Here is a 15,525-nt window from a genome sequence, read left to right as displayed (position 1 = left end):
CCCCCGCAGCCCACCGGCTGCGGGGGTTCTGCCTATAGGGGGAAAGGAAATCAGTCAGCTTTCTTTCTGCGCAGGAGGACCATGTAGGCGGCCGTAGCGCCGCTGAACAGGGTCAGGGCCAGCCAACCGGCAGAGAAGCTGTCGCCGGTGGTGGGCTTGTCGTCCTGCTTGCCGTCGTCCGGCTGGTCGGGCTGGTCCGGCTGATCGGGCTGGCCGGGCTCAGGCTGGTCCGGAGTGGTGGGCTCGCTGTTCTTGTCATACTGAGCGGTGACAGTCAGGTCGCTGCGGACGTTGGTGAAGGCAGCGTCCCAGCCGGAGAAGGTATAGCCCTCGTGCTGGGGAGCCTGGGGGGCAGCGGCGTCCTTGCCGTAGGCCACGGTCTGGGTGTCCAGAGTCTCGCCGGTGATGCCGTCCACGAAGGTGACGGTGAAGGTGATGGGCTCGAACTCGGCCCGGATGGTGTGGCCGGTGGTCAGCTTGCTGAAGGTGTGGCTGCTGACAGCGCCCACGCTCTGGCCGTCGGCCACATACTGCTCCAGCAGGGTCTCGTGGTTGATATCCTTGTGGACCACCTTGTGGAAGATGGTGGCGGCGAGGGGATAGCCGCATCAGGTGGTTTCACCCTCCGGGGCCCACTGAGCGGCCAGGGCCGCGTCATAGTACACGGTCATGTCCGCCACCTTGCTGACGAACATCCTGGTGCTGACATTCTCCGGGGGATTGCCCAGGAAGTACACCTGCTCCAGGGCCTTGCAGTTGTCGTTCTCCCACAGGTTCTTGTAGGCGGCGGTGTACTCATTACCTGCGGCGGCCACCACAATGCCCGCCTTCTCCAGGTTGGAGTACACGTTCATGGTGGACAGCATGTCCGGGCGGCTGGTGAAGCCCGCCGGGGAGCCCAGGCTCAGGTTCACGGCGTCCACGCCCAGCTTCACGAGTCCTCCAGGGCGGCCAGGATGTCGTCCTCTGCCGCGCCGGTGGAGTTGTCGCCGAAGACCTTCATGACCACCAGCTGCGCCTGGGGCGCGACGCCGGAGATGGTGCCGTCGGCGGGATTGGCGATGGTTCCGGCCAGCAGGCTGAGGTTGACGCGGTTTTCGGTTCTATCCCTGCCGCCGGGGGCATACACTGCACCAAAAAGGGGGAATGCGCTATGACAGACAGACCGCGGCCCGCCCGGCGGCGCCGGACGCCGCCGCCTCCGCCCCGGGGCAAGCGGGAGCAGCCCGCCTCCCGGCGGGGGGACCGCCGCCTGGCCCAGCTGGCCGTCAGTGCGGTGCTGCTGCTGGCGGTGGTGGTGGTGAAGATCACGGCCCCGTCGGCTATGGACCGGTACCGGGACAGGCTGCTGAACCTGATGGCCGGGCAGACGGACTTCCGGGCGGCGTTTTCCGCCGTGGGCCGGGCGGTATCCGGCCAGGGCGCCGTGGGGAAGGCGCTGAACGACGCCTACACGGCGGTGTTCGGCCCCCAGGATACCGGGGGCACGGTCCCCCAGGACGCGGCGGACCCGGCGGCCTATACGGCGGAGAACACCCCCGGGGACGTGTGTCTGACCCAGCAGGTGCTGGGCTTTGCCTATGCCAATCCGCTGACCGGGCCGGTGACGGACCGGTTCGGCTATCGACAGGACCCCAACGGCGGCGGGCAGCAGTTCCACTACGGCCTGGACATCGCCGCCGATGAGGGGGCGGTGATCACGGCCTTTGCCGCCGGGACCGTCACGGCGGTGGGAGACAGCGCGGAGCTGGGCAATTATGTGACGGTGCAGCACCCCGGGGGCTTTGTCACCCTGTATGCCCATTGCAGCCGCATCAACGCCTCCTCCGGCCAGCAGGTGCGGCCCGGGGACCCCATCGCGGAGGTGGGCCACACCGGCAACGCCACCGGGCCCCATCTGCACTTCGAACTGATGAAAGACGGGGTGTATGTGAATCCCATCTATTACTATGCGGCCCCCTGAGCGGACCCGGATCCGGGTGTCGCCGGGGGCCCCGGCGCTGTTGGCGGTATTTGTGTGGCTGTCGTCGCCGGAGGTGCTGGGGGCGGTGCTGCTGGCGGCTCTGTGCCACGAGCTGGGCCACTATGCCGCCCTGCGCCGCCGGGGCGGCTGGGTCCGGGCAGTGCGCATCTCCGCCCTGGGGGCGGAGATGCAGGTGGCGGGGCGGATGAGCTACGGCGGCGAGCTGCTGGCGGCCGCCGCCGGACCGGCGGTGAATCTGGTGCTGGCGGCGGCGCTGGGACTTCTGGGCCGGTGGGGGGAGCCGCTGTATCTGCTGGCCGGGGCCCAGGCGGTGCTGGGCTGCTTCAACCTGCTGCCCATCCTGCCTCTGGACGGCGGGCGGATGCTGTGGCTGGCCCTGTGCTGGGGGACGGACCCGTTTCTGGCGGATCGGGTGACCCAGGCCGTCAGCCTGGCGGCGGCGGGCCTGCTGACCGTTGCCGGTGCGGCCCTGGCCCGGCGCAGTCCCTTTCTGCTGTGGACGGCGGCGGCTCTGCTGGTCTGCGCGGCGGCGCCGTGTATAAAACGGCGGAGATCGGTCTATGCTTCCCATAAAGGAAGGTGAAGCGCATGAGCGACAGAAAATGGCGCACCTGGGAGGTCCTGGGGCTGATATTCGTGCTGGCGGCGGGGAATCTGCTGCACTTTATATATGATTGGTCCGGGCAAAGCCCGGTGGTGGGGGCCTTGGCCTCCGTCAACGAGTCCACCTGGGAGCATATGAAGCTGCTGACCACCCCCTGGGTCCTGTGGAGCATCGTGGAGTTTGCCGCCCTGCGGCGCACCGGCCTGCCGGTGCTGACGGCCCGGGCGGCGGGCCTGCTGGCAGGGCTGGCGGCTATCCCGCTGCTGTTTTACGGGTATCAGGGGGTTCTGGGCCGGGACATCATGTGGCTGGACGTGGCCATTTTCCAGATAGCCGTGCTGCTGGGCTTCTGGGTGACCTGGGCCATGCTGCGCCGCCGGGCCCTGGCGTCCCCGGTGTGGCAAGTGGCCGGGGCGGCGGTGCTGGCAGCGGTATGGGCGGCGTTTATCCTATGGACCTTCGCCCCGCCAGACCTGCCGCTGTTCGCGGACCCGGAGACGGGCCTGCGGGGAATCCGATAGGGTTCTTTTCCCCCGCCCCGGCGCATAGGGTAGGGCCGGAGGTGGGGGAAATTGAGGCGCTATATCCTGGGATTTTTCACGGCGGCGGCAGCGGCGGCGGCGCTGTGGCTGCTGCACAGGACCTTTCCGTGTCCGCTGACGGCCCTGCTGGCTCCGGCCAACGGCAGTCCCTGGGAAATGGGGAAGCTGCTGTTCTGGCCGTATCTTCCGGCGGCTCTGGTGATCTGGCGGCTGGGCCCAGAGGGGGGCTGCCGGGGCGGGCACTGCCTGCTGCTGGCGGCGATGCCCCTGTGCATGGCGGGGCTGTGCTGGCTGCTGCCGGGCCGGTGGCTGCGGCTGTGGAGCCTGGTGCTGGCCGGGGGACTGACCCTCCACGGCACGGTGCTGTCCCGGCGGGTCCCCGGCGGGGAGCTGGTGTGGTATGTGCTGGCCATCCTGGTGGGGATCGCCTATCTCCTGCTGACGGTGGGCGCTCCGGACATCGGGCCCTTTGCCGACCCGGCGGCTGCGGCCATGGGGACCATCCCTTTCTGAAAAACTTTGTGATTTTTTTGACCAACTGTTGCATATGCCGCAGAAATGCGGCGCGAAACCTGTTATAATACGACTATACCAAACGAGGAGGCGCTGCATATGGCGATTTTGCATGTGAACGAGAGCGAATTTGACCGGGAGGTCCTGCAGGATAGCGGCACGGTGCTGGTGGACTTCTGGGCCACCTGGTGCGGCCCCTGCCGGATGCTGGCCCCGATTCTGGAGGAGCTGTCCGGCCAGCACCCGGAGCTGAAGATCGTCAAGGTGGACGTGGACGAAAACCGGGACCTGGCTTTGCAGTACGGCATCGAGAGCATCCCCACCCTGCTGGTGTTCAAGGGCGGCCAGATGGCGGACCGGTCCGTGGGCCTGGTATCGCCCCAGGAGATCCTGGACCTGGTGAAATAAACGCAAAAGCAAAATACAGGGACCTGCGATTTTCGCAGGTCCCTGTATTTTGTTATAGCCGTGTGTTTTCCGCCGCCTGGATGGTGTGCTTGCAGAGGACGGCGGAGGTGACGGAGCCTACGCCGCCGGGAACCGGGGTCAGGGCCACGTCCAGTCCGGCGGCCTCCGCCGCCACATCGCCGCAGAGGGTTCCGTCCGGCCCGGGATGGACGCCCACGTCCAGCACCGTCTGCCCCGGACGGAGACAGTCCACCGTGATGAGGCCCGGCCGTCCGGCGGCGGCAATGACGATGTCCGCGTCCCGGGACAGGGCCGGGATATGGCGGGTGCCGGTGTGGCACACGGTAACGGTGGCGTTGCGGCGCTGGAGCAGCAGGGCGGCGGGCTGCCCCACCACCAGGCTGCGGCCGATGACCACCGCCCGGCGGCCCGCCGGGTCCACGCCGTAATAGTCCAGCAGCTCCAGGCAGGCCTGGGCCGTGCAGGGGGCGAAGCCGCCCCGGCCGGTCAGCAGTCCCGCCAGGGAGCCGGGGGTCATGCCGTCCACGTCCTTGTCCGGGGACAGAAGCCGCCCGGCGGCTTCCTCCGCCGCCTTGTCCGCCAGGGGACGCAGCAGCAGGCAGCCGTGGATGGCGGGATCGTCGTTCACGGATCGGATGACCTCCGGCAGGGAGGCGGCGTCATCCAGGGGGATGCGGCGCAGGTCGATGCCGCACTTGGCGCAGCGGGAGGCTGCGCCCTTTTCATAGGCCAGGCCGCCGGGGTCCCGGCCCACCCGGATGATGGCCAGGGTGGGGACCACGCCCCGCTGCCGCAGGGCGTCGGACCGGGCTTTCAGGTCCTGGGTCAGGCGCTCCGCCACGGGAGCGCCCGGCAGAAATTCAGCCATAGGGGTTCACCTCGCTTCGCTTATTCCCCGGAAAACCGGAGAATGTCCCGGGAGACCGGGGTGTAGAACAGCTTTTCCGCCTGGGCGAAGTCCCGGGTCTGGCCCAGGATCCACATGAGCTTGCACACAGCGGACTCGGTGGTCATGTCATAGGCTTCCAGCACCTGGAGGGTGTGCTTCAGGTGGCCGCCCACATGGTATACCGTCAGGTCGCTGCCCTCGTTGGGCACCTGGGTGGTCATGACGATGAGCTTGCCCGCCTCCGCCGCCTGGCGGACCACATCGTAAAACCCGTCGTATTCCGGCAGGCCGCCTACGCCGAAGCCTTCGATGACCAGGCCGTCATAGTGATCGGCCATAAAGGCCAGCAGCTCCCGCCGGGTGCCGGGAATCAGCTTCAGCAGGCCCACACTGCCGTCCAGGGCATCGTAAAACCGGGGGGCGGGGCGGCTGCCGGTGGTGATATATTGCAGCAGGCGCTCGTCCTGGATCAGGGCCAGCTCCGGATAGTTGACGCTGGAAAAGGCCTGGAAGCTCTTGGAGAAGGTCTTGCGGGCACGGGTGCCCAGAATGACCTTGCCGTTGAACACGATCTGCACCCCGCCGCAGCCCCGGCAGGCATACAGGAACGCGTCGGTGAGGTTGCGCTTGGAGTCGGTGCCGTCGTACCAGATGGGCTTCTGGGCCCCGGTGAGGACGATGGGCTTGGGACAGTCCTGGATGAGATAGCTCAGGGCCGCCGCCGTGTAGGCCATGGTGTCGGTGCCGTGGCTGATGACGAAGCCGTCATACTGGTCGTACCGCTCCCGGATGGCCCGGGCCAGGCCCAGCCAGTGACAGGGGCGGATGTTGGTGCTGTCCAGGCTGTACAGCTGCAGGCAGTCCACCCGGCACAGCTGGGCCACCCGGGGTGTATCCTGCAAAAGGCGGCTGGGGTCCAGCTCGGGAGCAAGACCCTCCGCCGTCTGGCCGGAGGCGATGGTGCCGCCGGTGCCGATCATGAGGATGTTTTTCATATCAAAGCTCCTTGTTGTCCATGGCGGCCAGGCCGAAGCGCACCGCCTGCTCGATTTCCTTCTGCCGCCGGGGGTCGGCGGCGTCATATTCCTGGCGCAGCCGGCGCAGAAACAGGCCCCGCAGGGTATCATCGCCGCAGCGGTCCCACAGGTCCCGGCGCAGCCGGGTGTCGTCCGCCAGCTCCAGCTGGAAGAAGCCGCCGGACAGGGCCTGCTCCAGGGCGGGCAGGGTCAGCGGCTCCGCCGTTTCGCCGGTCAGGCGGATGCGGTAGATGTCCTGGGAGGTGTCCGGCGGCAGACGGCGGCGGATGGCCTCCAGGGCGTCCCCCTGGGACACGTCCACGGTGAGGATCTCATAGCGGCGGCGGGCAAAGGGGACAAACTGCATATCCACCCGGCCCGGCTCCACGTCGCCGAACAGGAAGCCCCGGTCGCCGGTCTCGTCAAAGCCCCGGCCCTGGGGACAGCCGGGATAGGCCCACACGGTGCTCCCGGCCCGGTTCATGGCCGAGGGGGCGTGGACATGGCCCAGGGCCAGATAGTCCAGGCCCGTGGAGGCGATCTCCTCCGGGGCGATGGGGCGGTAGCGGCCCTCCCGGCTGCCCACGTCCCCGTGGAGGACCATGATGCGGGCGCTGCCGTCAGGCTGGGCATAAAAGCCCCGCAGGCCGCTTTCCGCCTCCTCCGGGGCGGTGAAGGCCGCGCCGTATACGGTGCAGCCCAGCTCCGGCAGCACCAGGCGCTCCATGCCCCGGCCCAGGAAGATGCGGACATTCTCCGGCCAGATGGGCTGGCGGTAGGGACTGGCGGCGGAGAGCCAGTCGTGATTTCCCGGTGCGATGACCACCGTGCCCCGAAAGCGGGACAGGGCCTGGGCCAGCATCTGGGCCGTCTGACTGTACAGCCGGTCGGAGTCGAACAGGTCCCCGGCCAGCAGCATCAGCTGGGCTCCGTGGTCGTTGGCCCAGTCCACCAGGCGGCCGGGCAGCTCCCGGCTCTCCTGCCGCCGCAGACGGGCCTGCTCCTCCGGCAGGGAGCGGAAGGCACTGTCCAGGTGGAAATCCGCCGCATGAAGCACCTTAGCCATCCGTCTCCTCCTGCCAGCCCTTGCACACGTCCACCCAGGAGACAAAATTGGTCCCGCAGCAGCGCTCCAGCTGGTCACAGGTCAGCTCGATGGCGCTGGCGGCGCTGCCCACGGCGGGAAACACCGTGTCAAACCGCCGCAGGGACAGATCCAGGTAGGTTTTCACGTCCTCCGGCAGGGCGAAGGGGCACACACCGCCTACGGCGTGGCCGATGCGCTCCACCGCCTCCTCCGGGGTGAGCATTTTGGCCTTCATGCCGAAAAGGTGCTTATACTTGCTGTTGTCGATCTTGGCGTCGCCGGCGGCCACCACCAGAATGGGGTCCTCCCCCAGCTTGAAGCTCAGGGTCTTGGCGATGCGGGCGGGCTCCACCCCCACGGCCACGGCGGCCAGCTCCACGGTGGCGCTGGACACATCGAACTCCCGGATGCGGTCCGACACGCCGAAATGCTCCAGATAGGCCCGGACTTTTTCCACAGACATGATACGGTTCCTCCTCTGTATTTATCGGATGTCCACCCGCTCCACGGCGGTGCACAGACCGGTGGCGCTGTCCAGGGTGAACAGGGCTCCCTGGGCCTTGCAGGGCCCCTCCGCCGGGCGGTAGCGGCCCGGCAGGCCCCCCAGAAACGACTCCACCGACTGGTCCGGGCGGATGCCCAGAACGGACTCCACCGCACCGGTCATGCCCAGGTCCGTGATATAGCCGGTGCCCTGGGGGAACACCCGCTCATCGGCGGTGGGCACATGGGTGTGGGTGCCCCACAGGGCGGAGACCCGGCCGTCCAGATAATAGGCCATGGCTAGCTTCTCGCTGGTGGCCTGGGCGTGAAAGTCCACCAGGGTGAAGGTGGGCTTGTCCCCGGCCTTCAGCAGGCGGTCCGCCGTGGTGAAGGGGTTGTCGCTGCCCCAGGCCAGGTCGCACCGGCCGATGAGCACCATCACCGCCACCTGCACCCGGCCCAGGTCATAGACCCCGTAGCCCCGGCCCGGAGTGCGGGGGGAGAAGTTGGCAGGGCGGAGAATGTAGCGGTTCTCCTCCAGATAATCGGTGATCTGCATTTTGCCCCAGGTGTGGTTGCCCAGGGTGATGACGTCGGCCCCGGCGGCAAACAGGTCGTCGGCCTGCTGGGGGGTCAGGCCGGTGCCGGAGATGTTCTCGCCGTTGATAACGGTGAAGTCCACGCCCTTCATTTTTTTAAAGCCCGGCAGATGGCGGCGCAGGTGGGCGGTACCCTCCTCGCTGGTGACGTCGCCGATGGCCAAAACGCGAAATTCCATGTTTTTCTCCTTTTTATACCACTTTATACCACCTGGAACAGGTAGAATTTCAGATAGCTGGTCTCCTCCACGCCCCAGAGGATGGGGTGGTCGGCGGACTGCTGCCGGGCCTCGATCTGCCGCAGCTGGACCCCGGCGTCCCGGGCGGCGGCGTGGAGCATTTTCCGGAACAGCTCCTCGGTGGCGAAGTGACTGCACGAGCAGGTGGCCAGGTATCCGCCCCGGGGCAGCAGCCGCATGGCCCGGTAGTTGATCTCCTTATATCCGGCCATGGCCCGCCGGGTGGTCTGGCGGCTTTTGGTGAAGGCCGGAGGGTCCAGGATGATGAAGTCATACTGCCCCTTCTGCAATTGGGGCAGCAGGTCGAACACGTTGGCGGCCACGCAGTCCACCACCTGGGACAGGCCGTTGCGCGCCGCGTTTTCCCGGGCACATTCCACGGCGAACTCCGACACGTCCACGGCGGTGACGCGGGCCGCGCCGCCCCGGGCGGCGTTCAGGGCGAAGGAGCCGGTGTGGGTGAAGCAGTCCAGCACCGTTTTGCCCCGGGCCAGCCGGGCCACCGCCTGGCGGTTGTACTTCTGGTCCAGGAAGAAGCCGGTTTTCTGGCCGTTTTCAAAGTCCACGGTGTAGCGGATGCCGTTTTCCACAATGTCCGTGCGGGTGAAGTCCGGCAGAGGCTCCCCGGCCAGGGGATACCAGCCCTTGCCCTGGGCCATGCCCTCCTTGTCCCGCAGGGCAACGTCGTTGCGCTCATATATCCCGGCGATGTCCTGGCCGTCGGCCCGCAGGACCCGGACCAGCTGGGAGAAGATCACGTCCTTCACCCGGTCCAGCCCCAGGCACAGCACCTGGGCCACCAGCACCGGGCCAAAGCGGTCCACAGTCAGGCCCGGGAAATGGTCCGCCTCGCCGAAGATCACCCGGCAGCAGGTCAGCTCCTCCGGGGCCATGACGGTCTTGCGGTAGTCCCAGGCGTATTTCACCCGCCGGGCCCAGAAGTCCGGGTCGAACCGGTCGTTGGGGTTGCGGGACAGAAGCCGCACCCGGATCAGGGAGCGGCTGTTGTAAAATCCGGCGCCCAGCCAGCTGCCCCGGCGGCTTACCACGTCCACCAGGTCGCCGTCGGCAGGCGCGCCGGAAACGGAGGTGACCTCCCCCTCGTACACCCAGGGATGGCCGCCGGTCAGGGCCGCCTCCCCCTTGGGAGTGATGGCGATCTGGGGATAGGGTCGTTCAGCTTTCATAATGGGCACCGTCCTTTTGTCGTATGGAACCATTGTATCACATGCGCCGGGGAATTACCAGTGCGCAGAGCCGGTATTTTGGCATAGAATGACCAGGAAAGGAGAATGCCCATGCCGAAAATTTATCTGAGTCCTTCCACCCAGGAATATAACCCCTATGTCACCGGGAATGGGTCGGAGGAATATTTCATGAATCTGGTGGCCGACGCCATGGAGCCGTATCTGCTGGCCAACGGCATCCAGTTTTCCCGGAACACCCCGGATATGACCGCCGCGTCCTCCATTCGCCAGGCAAACCGCGGGGACTACGACTTTTACCTGGCTCTGCACTCCAACGCCTCCGGCCCCGGCAGCGAGGGGCAGAACCGGGGGATCATCGCCTTTTATTACCCCACCAGCCGGAACGGCCGCCGGGGGGCGGAGATCATCGCCCGGAATCTGCAGGAGATTTACCCCCTGCCGGAGCGGGTGGTGACCCGGTCCACCACCAGCCTGGGGGAGGTGCGCCAGCCCCGGGCCCCGGCGGTGCTGGTGGAGATCGGGTATCACGACAATGAGGCCGACGCCCGCTGGATCGAAAGCCACATCGACGCCATCGGCCAGAGCCTGGCCATGAGCATGGCGGAGTATTTCGGCCTGCCCTTCACCTATCCCGGCCCCAGCCAGCCCGGCGTCATCGCCACGGAGTCCGGCGGGCCGGTGAACCTGCGGGGGGAGCCGTCGGTGTCGGGGCAGGTGCTGGCCCGGATCCCCAGCGGGGAGACGGTGACGGTGTTCGGCCAGTACCGGGGGTGGTATGTGGTGCTGTATGACGACATTCTGGGCTACGTCAGCGCCCCATATGTGCAGATTTAGACACCTGAGCGAAAAAATAGCAGGGAACATGCGAATATGCTCTTGACAGTTTTGTGCAATCCGATTAAAATTAATGAAGATTATCATCGGGGGGACAGGGGATTCTCCCGGTTATTATCTGCCAGGAACGGAGTCATCCGTTTGCATACACAAATTATGAATAGGAGGAACACCAACCATGACACCTACCGGTTGGATCGTGGCGGCGGCCGCCTTTGTTGCGGCGGCAGTGCTGTTTTTCCTCCTCGGTATTCGCTATCGCAAGCGCGTGGCCGAAAAGGAGATCTCCAGCGCGGAGGAGGAGGCCACCCGCATCATCAACGAAGCCATCAAGAGCTCTGAAAGCAAGAAAAGAGAGGCCCTTGTGGAGGCCAAGGAAGAGATTCTGAAGTCCCGCAGCGAGTACGAGAAGGAAGTGAAGGAGCGGCGGGCCGACCTGCAGAAGCAGGAGCGGCGCCTGCAGCAAAAGGAAGAAAACCTCGATCACAAGATGGACGCCATCGAGAAGAAAGAGGAGGCGCTGGCAGCCAAGCATGCCGCCGCCGACAAGGCAAACGAAGAAATTCAGATCATCAAGCGCAGCCAGACCGAGATGCTGGAGCGCATCTCCGGCTTCACCGCCGACCAGGCCAAGGATTACCTTATCGCCCAGGTGGAGTCCGAAGTGACCCACGAAACGGCCCTGAAAATCAAGGAGATCGAGGCCCGGGCCAAGGACGAGGCCGACAGCCGCGCCCGGGAAATCGTGGCCACCGCCATCCAGCGCTGCGCCGCCGACCATGTGGCCGAGATCACCGTCAGTGTGGTTCCCCTGCCCAATGACGAGATGAAAGGCCGCATCATCGGCCGCGAGGGCCGCAACATCCGCACCCTGGAGACCCTGACCGGGGCGGACCTGATCATCGACGACACACCGGAGGCCATTACGGTCTCCTGCTTCGAGCCCGTCCGGCGGGAGATCGCCCGGCTGGCTCTGGAAAAGCTCATTGCCGACGGCCGCATCCACCCCACCCACATTGAGGAGATGGTGGAGAAGGCCCGCCGGGAGGTGGAGGCCACCATCCGGGCCGAGGGCGAGCGCGCCGTGCTGGAAACCGGCGTCCGGGGCCTGCACCCGGAGCTGCAGAAGATGCTGGGCCGCCTGCGCTACCGCACCAGCTATGGTCAGAACGTGCTGCAGCATTCCATCGAGGTCAGCCACATCGCCGGCCTCATGGCCGCGGAGCTGGGGGCCGATGTGCAGGCCGCCAAGCGGGCGGGCCTGCTGCACGATATCGGCAAGGCCGTGGACCACGAGATGGAGGGCACCCATGTGGCCCTGGGCGTGGAGTTCTGCCGGAAGTACCGGGAGAAGGAGGACATCATCCACGCCATCCAGGCACACCACAACGACGTGGAGTGCAAGACCCTGGTGGCCTGCCTGGTCCAGGCGGCCGACGCCATTTCCGCTGCGCGCCCCGGCGCCCGGCGGGAGAATCTGGAGAACTATATCAAGCGCCTGGAGAAGCTGGAGGAGATCACCGGCAGCTATCCCGGCGTGGAAAAGAGCTACGCCATCCAGGCCGGCCGCGAGGTCCGCGTGATGGTGAAGCCCGAGCAGGTATCCGAGGACCAGATGGTCATTCTGGCCCGGGAGCTTGCCAAGCGCATCGAAAACGAGCTGGAGTACCCCGGACAGATCAAGGTCCATGTCCTGCGGGAAACCAAGGTCGTGGAATACGCCAAGTAAATACACCGCTGATCAGGCCGCAGAGTTCCCCGCTCTGCGGTCTGATTTTCGTTAAGCAGCCATAAAGATTCCGGAAATGCCGGGGAGAGGCCGTTAATTCAAAGGAATTTGTTGCATAAAGGACCGGAATATGATATACTGAACCATCAGGCTGTAAACCTGCCTGAAATTTCATTACAGAAAGCTGAGTTGGTAACCTTTCTATGGACAGTAGTACTGTCGCAATGCTGGCGGCGCTGGTGGCGCTGGTCGCCCTATCCGCCTACTTCTCCGCCACGGAGACCGCTTTTACATCCCTGAACCGCATCCGCCTGAAAACCCGGGCCGACGACGGCGACAAGCGCGCCGCCCGGACCCTGGCCCTGGCAGCCGATTTCGACCGGCTGCTCTCCACCCTCCTCATCGGCAACAACATCGTCAACAACGTGGCCACCACCATCGGCGCCGTGCTGTTTATCCAGCTCATCGGCCCGGGGAAGGGCCCCACGGTGTCCGCCACGGTGCTGACCATCGTGATCCTGATCTTTGGCGAGGTGACCCCCAAGAGTCTGGCCAAGGAGCGGCCGGAGGCCTGGGCCATCGTCGCCACGCCGCTGCTGCGGGTGATGGCGGTGGTGCTGACGCCGGTGAACTTCCTGTTCACCCAGTGGAAGAAGCTGCTGCGGGTGCTGCTGCGGCACCAGGACGACGACGGCATCACCGAGGAGGAGCTGATGGGCATGGTGGACCAGGCCGAAACCGAGGGAAGCCTGGACCAGCACGAAAGCGATCTCATCCGCAACGCCATCGAGTTCAACGACATGGAGGTTTCCGAGATCCTCACCCCCCGGGTGGACCTGGAGGCCCTGGCGGACACCGCTACCATGGAGGAGGCGGCGGCCATGTACGCAGACAGCGGGTTCTCCCGGCTGCCGATCTATCACGACAGTATTGACAATATCATCGGTGTCCTGCACGAGAAGGACTTCTACGCCGCCTATTGCCGGGGCGTCAAGCGCCTGTCGGAGCTGAAGAGCTCCGTGCTGTACACCACGGAAACCGCCCGGATATCGGACCTGCTGCGGCAGCTGCAGCAGAACAAGGTCCATATGGCGGTGGTGGTGGACGAATACGGCGGCACCCAGGGCATCGTCACCATGGAGGACATCATGGAGGAGCTGGTGGGCGAGATATGGGATGAGCACGACGAGGTCATCGAGGAGTTCCGCAAGCAGTCCGACGGCAGCTATCTGGTGGCCTGCTCGGCGGACCTGGACGATCTGTACGACCTGTTTGACATGAAGCCCAGCGAGGAGTATGACGCCTCGTCGGTGTCCGGCTGGGTCATGGAGGAGATCGGGCGGGTACCCGACGTAGGCGACCGGTTCCAGGCCGACGGCCTGGACGTGTGCGTCACCCGGGTGGAGCACCGGCGGGTCATGGAGATCCGGGTGCGGCCCCTGCCGCCGGAGAAGGAGGAGCCGGAAAAGGCCCACGCCCACAGCGGCACATAACATAGAATAGAATAACAAGTCCCCGGCGCGTCTGCGCCGGGGACTTGCTATTCTATCCAAAATGGGCGAAGCCCATTTTGGACAAAAGGCTTGCAGTCTGCCGCGCGTATAATTTGTTCTCCATAGGCGAACAAATTCCACACTTGCAGACTGAGAAGTATTTTTTGCCAGGTACACGCCCCGGCAAAAAATGATCTTAATTGATTTGCCGCCTGCGGGCGGCAAACTCTGCGAGGCTTTTTGACAGATTGGCAAGGTGCCGGGGACTTGCTTTGCAATTTGTACCAATTACTCGAAGCTCTCGGGATAGAACATCAGGGCCTCGTTGAACCGGAGGATGGAGTCGTCGTCGATGGACCATTTGCCGTCGTCGGTTTTGCTGACGGCCATCTGGATGGTGACGGGGTCCAGGGTGTCCGGCCCGTCCTTCACGGACACCCGGCAGGCGTTGTGGATGCCGGTGGCCCAGGTCTCCTCGTACTGGATGTACTCCTCGTCGGACATGGCGTTGAGCTGTTCATCGGTCAGCTCGCCATAGGTGTTGAAGAAGGTCATCAGACCGATGCCCAGGTTGTCGTATACCTGGGCGGGGAAGTTCAGGGGCGTTAAGGTGACGTCCACCAGGAAGTGGCTGTCGTCCACCTGGCTGGCGGCGCCGATGGTGTAGTCCGCCTTGGCATAGACCTGCTTCATGATGTCGATAAAGCGGTCGGCCTGGTTGTTGTTGACGTCGTTGATCTCGAAGGCGGCCATAATGGCCTGGGCCTGGAGGGCCATGTTCTCCTCGTAATAGGGGAGGCAGTCCTCCTGGGTGCTGTTTACCAGCTTCAGATAGTTCTCGTCGCAGACGCCCTTATACAGCAGGTCCATGTTCCCCTGGACCAGGATGGGGGCGGCGGTTTCCCACAGCTTGGACTCCACCTTTTCCTGCAGTCCGCCGCAGGCCGTCAGCGCCAGCAGGGAACACAGGGCCAGCACTGCGGCGGCGATGCGCTTGATATGCTTCATGGGGTCGCTCCTTTTCTCTCTCTTGATAATTCCTTTATATCATAAATGGAAGAATAAGGCAAGAAAAGAATGAAATTTGGCCCTGTGCGCGGGGCACCGGGGACGCCGCCTCCTACGGAGGGAGTGCCCGGAGGCGGAAAAACCGGCAAAAAGTGAAACCATCCCCTTTCCGACCGGCGGGAGGGGATGGGGTTATTTCATTTCCTGGACCAGCTGGGCCAGTGTTATCTGGCGGCAGGCGGATATGGTCTGGGGTCGTCCGTCCGGGAAAGCAGATAGTCTGTGCTAGTGTGATATAGCTCTGCCAGCCGAATGAGCACCTCTGTGGGAATGTCTCGTTTGCCCGTTTCATAGTTGGAGTAGCAGACCTGTGAGCACTGGAGATATTCGGCCAGGTCCCGCTGATACAGGTCGTGGTCCTCCCGCATATCCCGGATTCGTCTATACATCTTCTTCCCTCCTGATGAAAGCTAAAAAAAGTATAGACAAAACAAAATGTTATATTGCATTATAAAACAAAATGTTATATAATCGAGACAGAGAAAACCACACATCGAATGATAAGGGGAGATTCACATGATTTGGGTTATTATCATAGCCAGCGTCGGAGGATTGCTTCTACTGGCTATCGCAAGAGCACTACACGAAGACCCTCCGCCTAGCGGAAACGCATCCTCGGCGGATTATCTGGAAGCCATGCAGAAAAAACAAAAAGAACAAAACGAACAAAAAGAACAGGAGACTCTTGCAAGAAAAAGAGCAGAGCAAAGGTCTCTGGAGGATAAGTACGCCAACAGCCCCCTGACCCGGGAGATCATCCAGACCATTCGCGGCGGGTCAAACAATCTGCCGGAGGAGATCGTTGTCT

General features: G+C 64.5%; 20 protein-coding genes. 9 read left to right on the top strand and 11 right to left on the bottom strand.

What is annotated here, in order from left to right; genetic code table 11:
- Nucleotides 1-50 precede the first annotated feature (50 nt).
- Genes LKD37_RS14425 through LKD37_RS14415 form a run of 3 tightly spaced genes read right to left on the bottom strand, consistent with a single transcriptional unit; the run spans nt 51 to nt 1,129 of the window.
- On the bottom strand, nt 51-572 hold the full coding sequence (locus tag LKD37_RS14425; protein ID WP_302929832.1) for an InlB B-repeat-containing protein: 522 nt from the start codon (nt 570-572) through the stop codon (nt 51-53).
- A gap of 36 nt (nt 573-608) precedes the next feature.
- Nucleotides 609-935: a hypothetical protein gene (locus LKD37_RS14420; protein WP_302929831.1), complete on the bottom strand. Its 327-nt coding sequence runs from the start codon at nt 933-935 to the stop codon at nt 609-611.
- Nucleotides 932-1,129 carry a hypothetical protein gene (locus tag LKD37_RS14415; RefSeq protein WP_302929830.1) on the bottom strand — a complete coding sequence of 66 codons (198 nt, stop codon included), beginning with the start codon at nt 1,127-1,129 and terminating at the stop codon, nt 932-934. The genes LKD37_RS14420 and LKD37_RS14415 overlap by 4 nt, the downstream gene beginning before the upstream one ends.
- Nucleotides 1,130-1,153: 24 nt before the next feature.
- Here LKD37_RS14415 and LKD37_RS14410 point away from each other — a divergent pair, with 24 nt between their 5' ends.
- The 5 genes from LKD37_RS14410 to trxA all read left to right on the top strand — a co-directional run bounded on the left by LKD37_RS14410 (nt 1,154) and on the right by trxA (nt 4,051).
- Nucleotides 1,154-1,963, top strand: coding sequence for a M23 family metallopeptidase (locus LKD37_RS14410; RefSeq protein WP_302929829.1), 810 nt, complete (start codon nt 1,154-1,156; stop codon nt 1,961-1,963).
- A complete protein-coding gene (locus LKD37_RS14405; RefSeq protein WP_302929828.1) occupies nt 1,950-2,567 on the top strand; it encodes a site-2 protease family protein in 618 nt (205 codons plus the stop codon). Before LKD37_RS14410 ends, LKD37_RS14405 begins: the two co-directional genes overlap by 14 nt.
- 5 nt (nt 2,568-2,572) lie before the next feature.
- Nucleotides 2,573-3,109, top strand: a complete 537-nt coding sequence (locus LKD37_RS14400) for a DUF6512 family protein (protein ID WP_302929827.1) — start codon at nt 2,573-2,575, stop codon at nt 3,107-3,109.
- A gap of 51 nt (nt 3,110-3,160) precedes the next feature.
- Nucleotides 3,161-3,643, top strand: coding sequence for a hypothetical protein (locus LKD37_RS14395; RefSeq protein ID WP_302929826.1), 483 nt, complete (start codon nt 3,161-3,163; stop codon nt 3,641-3,643).
- 99 nt (nt 3,644-3,742) lie between these two features.
- Nucleotides 3,743-4,051: a thioredoxin gene (trxA, locus tag LKD37_RS14390; protein ID WP_302929825.1), complete on the top strand. Its 309-nt coding sequence runs from the start codon at nt 3,743-3,745 to the stop codon at nt 4,049-4,051.
- A gap of 52 nt (nt 4,052-4,103) precedes the next feature.
- Here the strand turns inward: trxA and LKD37_RS14385 are convergent, their stop codons facing one another.
- From LKD37_RS14385 to LKD37_RS14360, 6 genes are read right to left on the bottom strand one after another with little or no spacing between them, the layout of a single operon-like run.
- Nucleotides 4,104-4,940 (bottom strand): bifunctional 5,10-methylenetetrahydrofolate dehydrogenase/5,10-methenyltetrahydrofolate cyclohydrolase, encoded by an 837-nt coding sequence (locus LKD37_RS14385; protein WP_302929824.1) that lies wholly within the window; start codon nt 4,938-4,940, stop codon nt 4,104-4,106.
- A 20-nt stretch (nt 4,941-4,960) separates the two neighbouring features.
- Nucleotides 4,961-5,956, bottom strand: a complete 996-nt coding sequence (locus LKD37_RS14380; protein WP_302929823.1) for an asparaginase — start codon at nt 5,954-5,956, stop codon at nt 4,961-4,963.
- 1 nt (nt 5,957) lies between these two features.
- Nucleotides 5,958-7,043: a metallophosphoesterase family protein gene (locus tag LKD37_RS14375; protein WP_302929822.1), complete on the bottom strand. Its 1,086-nt coding sequence runs from the start codon at nt 7,041-7,043 to the stop codon at nt 5,958-5,960.
- The gene (locus LKD37_RS14370) at nt 7,036-7,527 is read right to left on the bottom strand and encodes a YbaK/EbsC family protein (protein WP_302929821.1); all 492 of its coding nucleotides are present in this window, start codon (nt 7,525-7,527) and stop codon (nt 7,036-7,038) included. Before LKD37_RS14370 ends, LKD37_RS14375 begins: the two co-directional genes overlap by 8 nt.
- A 21-nt stretch (nt 7,528-7,548) precedes the next feature.
- The gene (locus LKD37_RS14365; protein WP_302929820.1) at nt 7,549-8,325 is read right to left on the bottom strand and encodes a TIGR00282 family metallophosphoesterase; all 777 of its coding nucleotides are present in this window, start codon (nt 8,323-8,325) and stop codon (nt 7,549-7,551) included.
- A gap of 23 nt (nt 8,326-8,348) precedes the next feature.
- Nucleotides 8,349-9,572: a class I SAM-dependent rRNA methyltransferase gene (locus tag LKD37_RS14360; protein WP_302929819.1), complete on the bottom strand. Its 1,224-nt coding sequence runs from the start codon at nt 9,570-9,572 to the stop codon at nt 8,349-8,351.
- Between the two features lie 111 nt (nt 9,573-9,683).
- Here LKD37_RS14360 and LKD37_RS14355 point away from each other — a divergent pair, with 111 nt between their 5' ends.
- The 3 genes from LKD37_RS14355 to LKD37_RS14345 all read left to right on the top strand — a co-directional run bounded on the left by LKD37_RS14355 (nt 9,684) and on the right by LKD37_RS14345 (nt 13,649).
- A complete protein-coding gene (locus LKD37_RS14355; RefSeq protein ID WP_302929818.1) occupies nt 9,684-10,427 on the top strand; it encodes an N-acetylmuramoyl-L-alanine amidase in 744 nt (247 codons plus the stop codon).
- A 178-nt stretch (nt 10,428-10,605) separates the two neighbouring features.
- Nucleotides 10,606-12,156, top strand: a complete 1,551-nt coding sequence (gene rny, locus LKD37_RS14350; RefSeq protein ID WP_302929817.1) for a ribonuclease Y — start codon at nt 10,606-10,608, stop codon at nt 12,154-12,156.
- A gap of 203 nt (nt 12,157-12,359) precedes the next feature.
- Nucleotides 12,360-13,649: an HlyC/CorC family transporter gene (locus LKD37_RS14345; RefSeq protein WP_302929816.1), complete on the top strand. Its 1,290-nt coding sequence runs from the start codon at nt 12,360-12,362 to the stop codon at nt 13,647-13,649.
- A gap of 288 nt (nt 13,650-13,937) precedes the next feature.
- Here the strand turns inward: LKD37_RS14345 and LKD37_RS14340 are convergent, their stop codons facing one another.
- Together LKD37_RS14340 and LKD37_RS14335 are read right to left on the bottom strand one after the other, a co-directional pair.
- Entirely contained in the window at nt 13,938-14,657 is a 720-nt protein-coding gene (locus tag LKD37_RS14340) for a hypothetical protein (RefSeq protein WP_302929815.1), read from the bottom strand.
- A gap of 224 nt (nt 14,658-14,881) precedes the next feature.
- On the bottom strand, nt 14,882-15,106 hold the full coding sequence (locus tag LKD37_RS14335; RefSeq protein ID WP_276693440.1) for a helix-turn-helix domain-containing protein: 225 nt from the start codon (nt 15,104-15,106) through the stop codon (nt 14,882-14,884).
- A 127-nt stretch (nt 15,107-15,233) separates the two neighbouring features.
- On the opposite strand from LKD37_RS14335, the gene LKD37_RS14330 reads away from it, so the two are divergent.
- Nucleotides 15,234-15,525 (top strand): hypothetical protein (locus tag LKD37_RS14330; protein ID WP_302929814.1); only part of this gene is annotated, 292 nt, incomplete at its 3' end.

Source organism: Brotocaccenecus cirricatena, from assembly GCF_020687045.1.
Classification (GTDB): Bacteria; Bacillota; Clostridia; order Oscillospirales; family Oscillospiraceae; genus Vescimonas; species Vescimonas cirricatena.
This window is presented reverse-complemented; position numbering and strand designations above follow the sequence as displayed.

Excerpts from the sequence above, each read along its gene's own strand:
- LKD37_RS14410 (WP_302929829.1), top strand. The coding sequence starts at position 1,154 with ATGACAGACAGACCGCGGCCCGCCCGGCGGCGCCGGACGCCGCCGCCT.
- LKD37_RS14375 (WP_302929822.1), bottom strand. The coding sequence starts at position 7,043 with ATGGCTAAGGTGCTTCATGCGGCGGATTTCCACCTGGACAGTGCCTTC.
- LKD37_RS14405 (WP_302929828.1), top strand. The coding sequence starts at position 1,950 with ATGCGGCCCCCTGAGCGGACCCGGATCCGGGTGTCGCCGGGGGCCCCG.
- LKD37_RS14385 (WP_302929824.1), bottom strand. The coding sequence starts at position 4,940 with ATGGCTGAATTTCTGCCGGGCGCTCCCGTGGCGGAGCGCCTGACCCAG.
- LKD37_RS14365 (WP_302929820.1), bottom strand. The coding sequence starts at position 8,325 with ATGGAATTTCGCGTTTTGGCCATCGGCGACGTCACCAGCGAGGAGGGT.
- LKD37_RS14345 (WP_302929816.1), top strand. The coding sequence starts at position 12,360 with ATGGACAGTAGTACTGTCGCAATGCTGGCGGCGCTGGTGGCGCTGGTC.
- rny (WP_302929817.1), top strand. The coding sequence starts at position 10,606 with ATGACACCTACCGGTTGGATCGTGGCGGCGGCCGCCTTTGTTGCGGCG.
- trxA (WP_302929825.1), top strand. The coding sequence starts at position 3,743 with ATGGCGATTTTGCATGTGAACGAGAGCGAATTTGACCGGGAGGTCCTG.
- LKD37_RS14400 (WP_302929827.1), top strand. The coding sequence starts at position 2,573 with ATGAGCGACAGAAAATGGCGCACCTGGGAGGTCCTGGGGCTGATATTC.
- LKD37_RS14360 (WP_302929819.1), bottom strand. The coding sequence starts at position 9,572 with ATGAAAGCTGAACGACCCTATCCCCAGATCGCCATCACTCCCAAGGGG.
- LKD37_RS14380 (WP_302929823.1), bottom strand. The coding sequence starts at position 5,956 with ATGAAAAACATCCTCATGATCGGCACCGGCGGCACCATCGCCTCCGGC.
- LKD37_RS14370 (WP_302929821.1), bottom strand. The coding sequence starts at position 7,527 with ATGTCTGTGGAAAAAGTCCGGGCCTATCTGGAGCATTTCGGCGTGTCG.
- LKD37_RS14335 (WP_276693440.1), bottom strand. The coding sequence starts at position 15,106 with ATGTATAGACGAATCCGGGATATGCGGGAGGACCACGACCTGTATCAG.
- LKD37_RS14340 (WP_302929815.1), bottom strand. The coding sequence starts at position 14,657 with ATGAAGCATATCAAGCGCATCGCCGCCGCAGTGCTGGCCCTGTGTTCC.
- LKD37_RS14355 (WP_302929818.1), top strand. The coding sequence starts at position 9,684 with ATGCCGAAAATTTATCTGAGTCCTTCCACCCAGGAATATAACCCCTAT.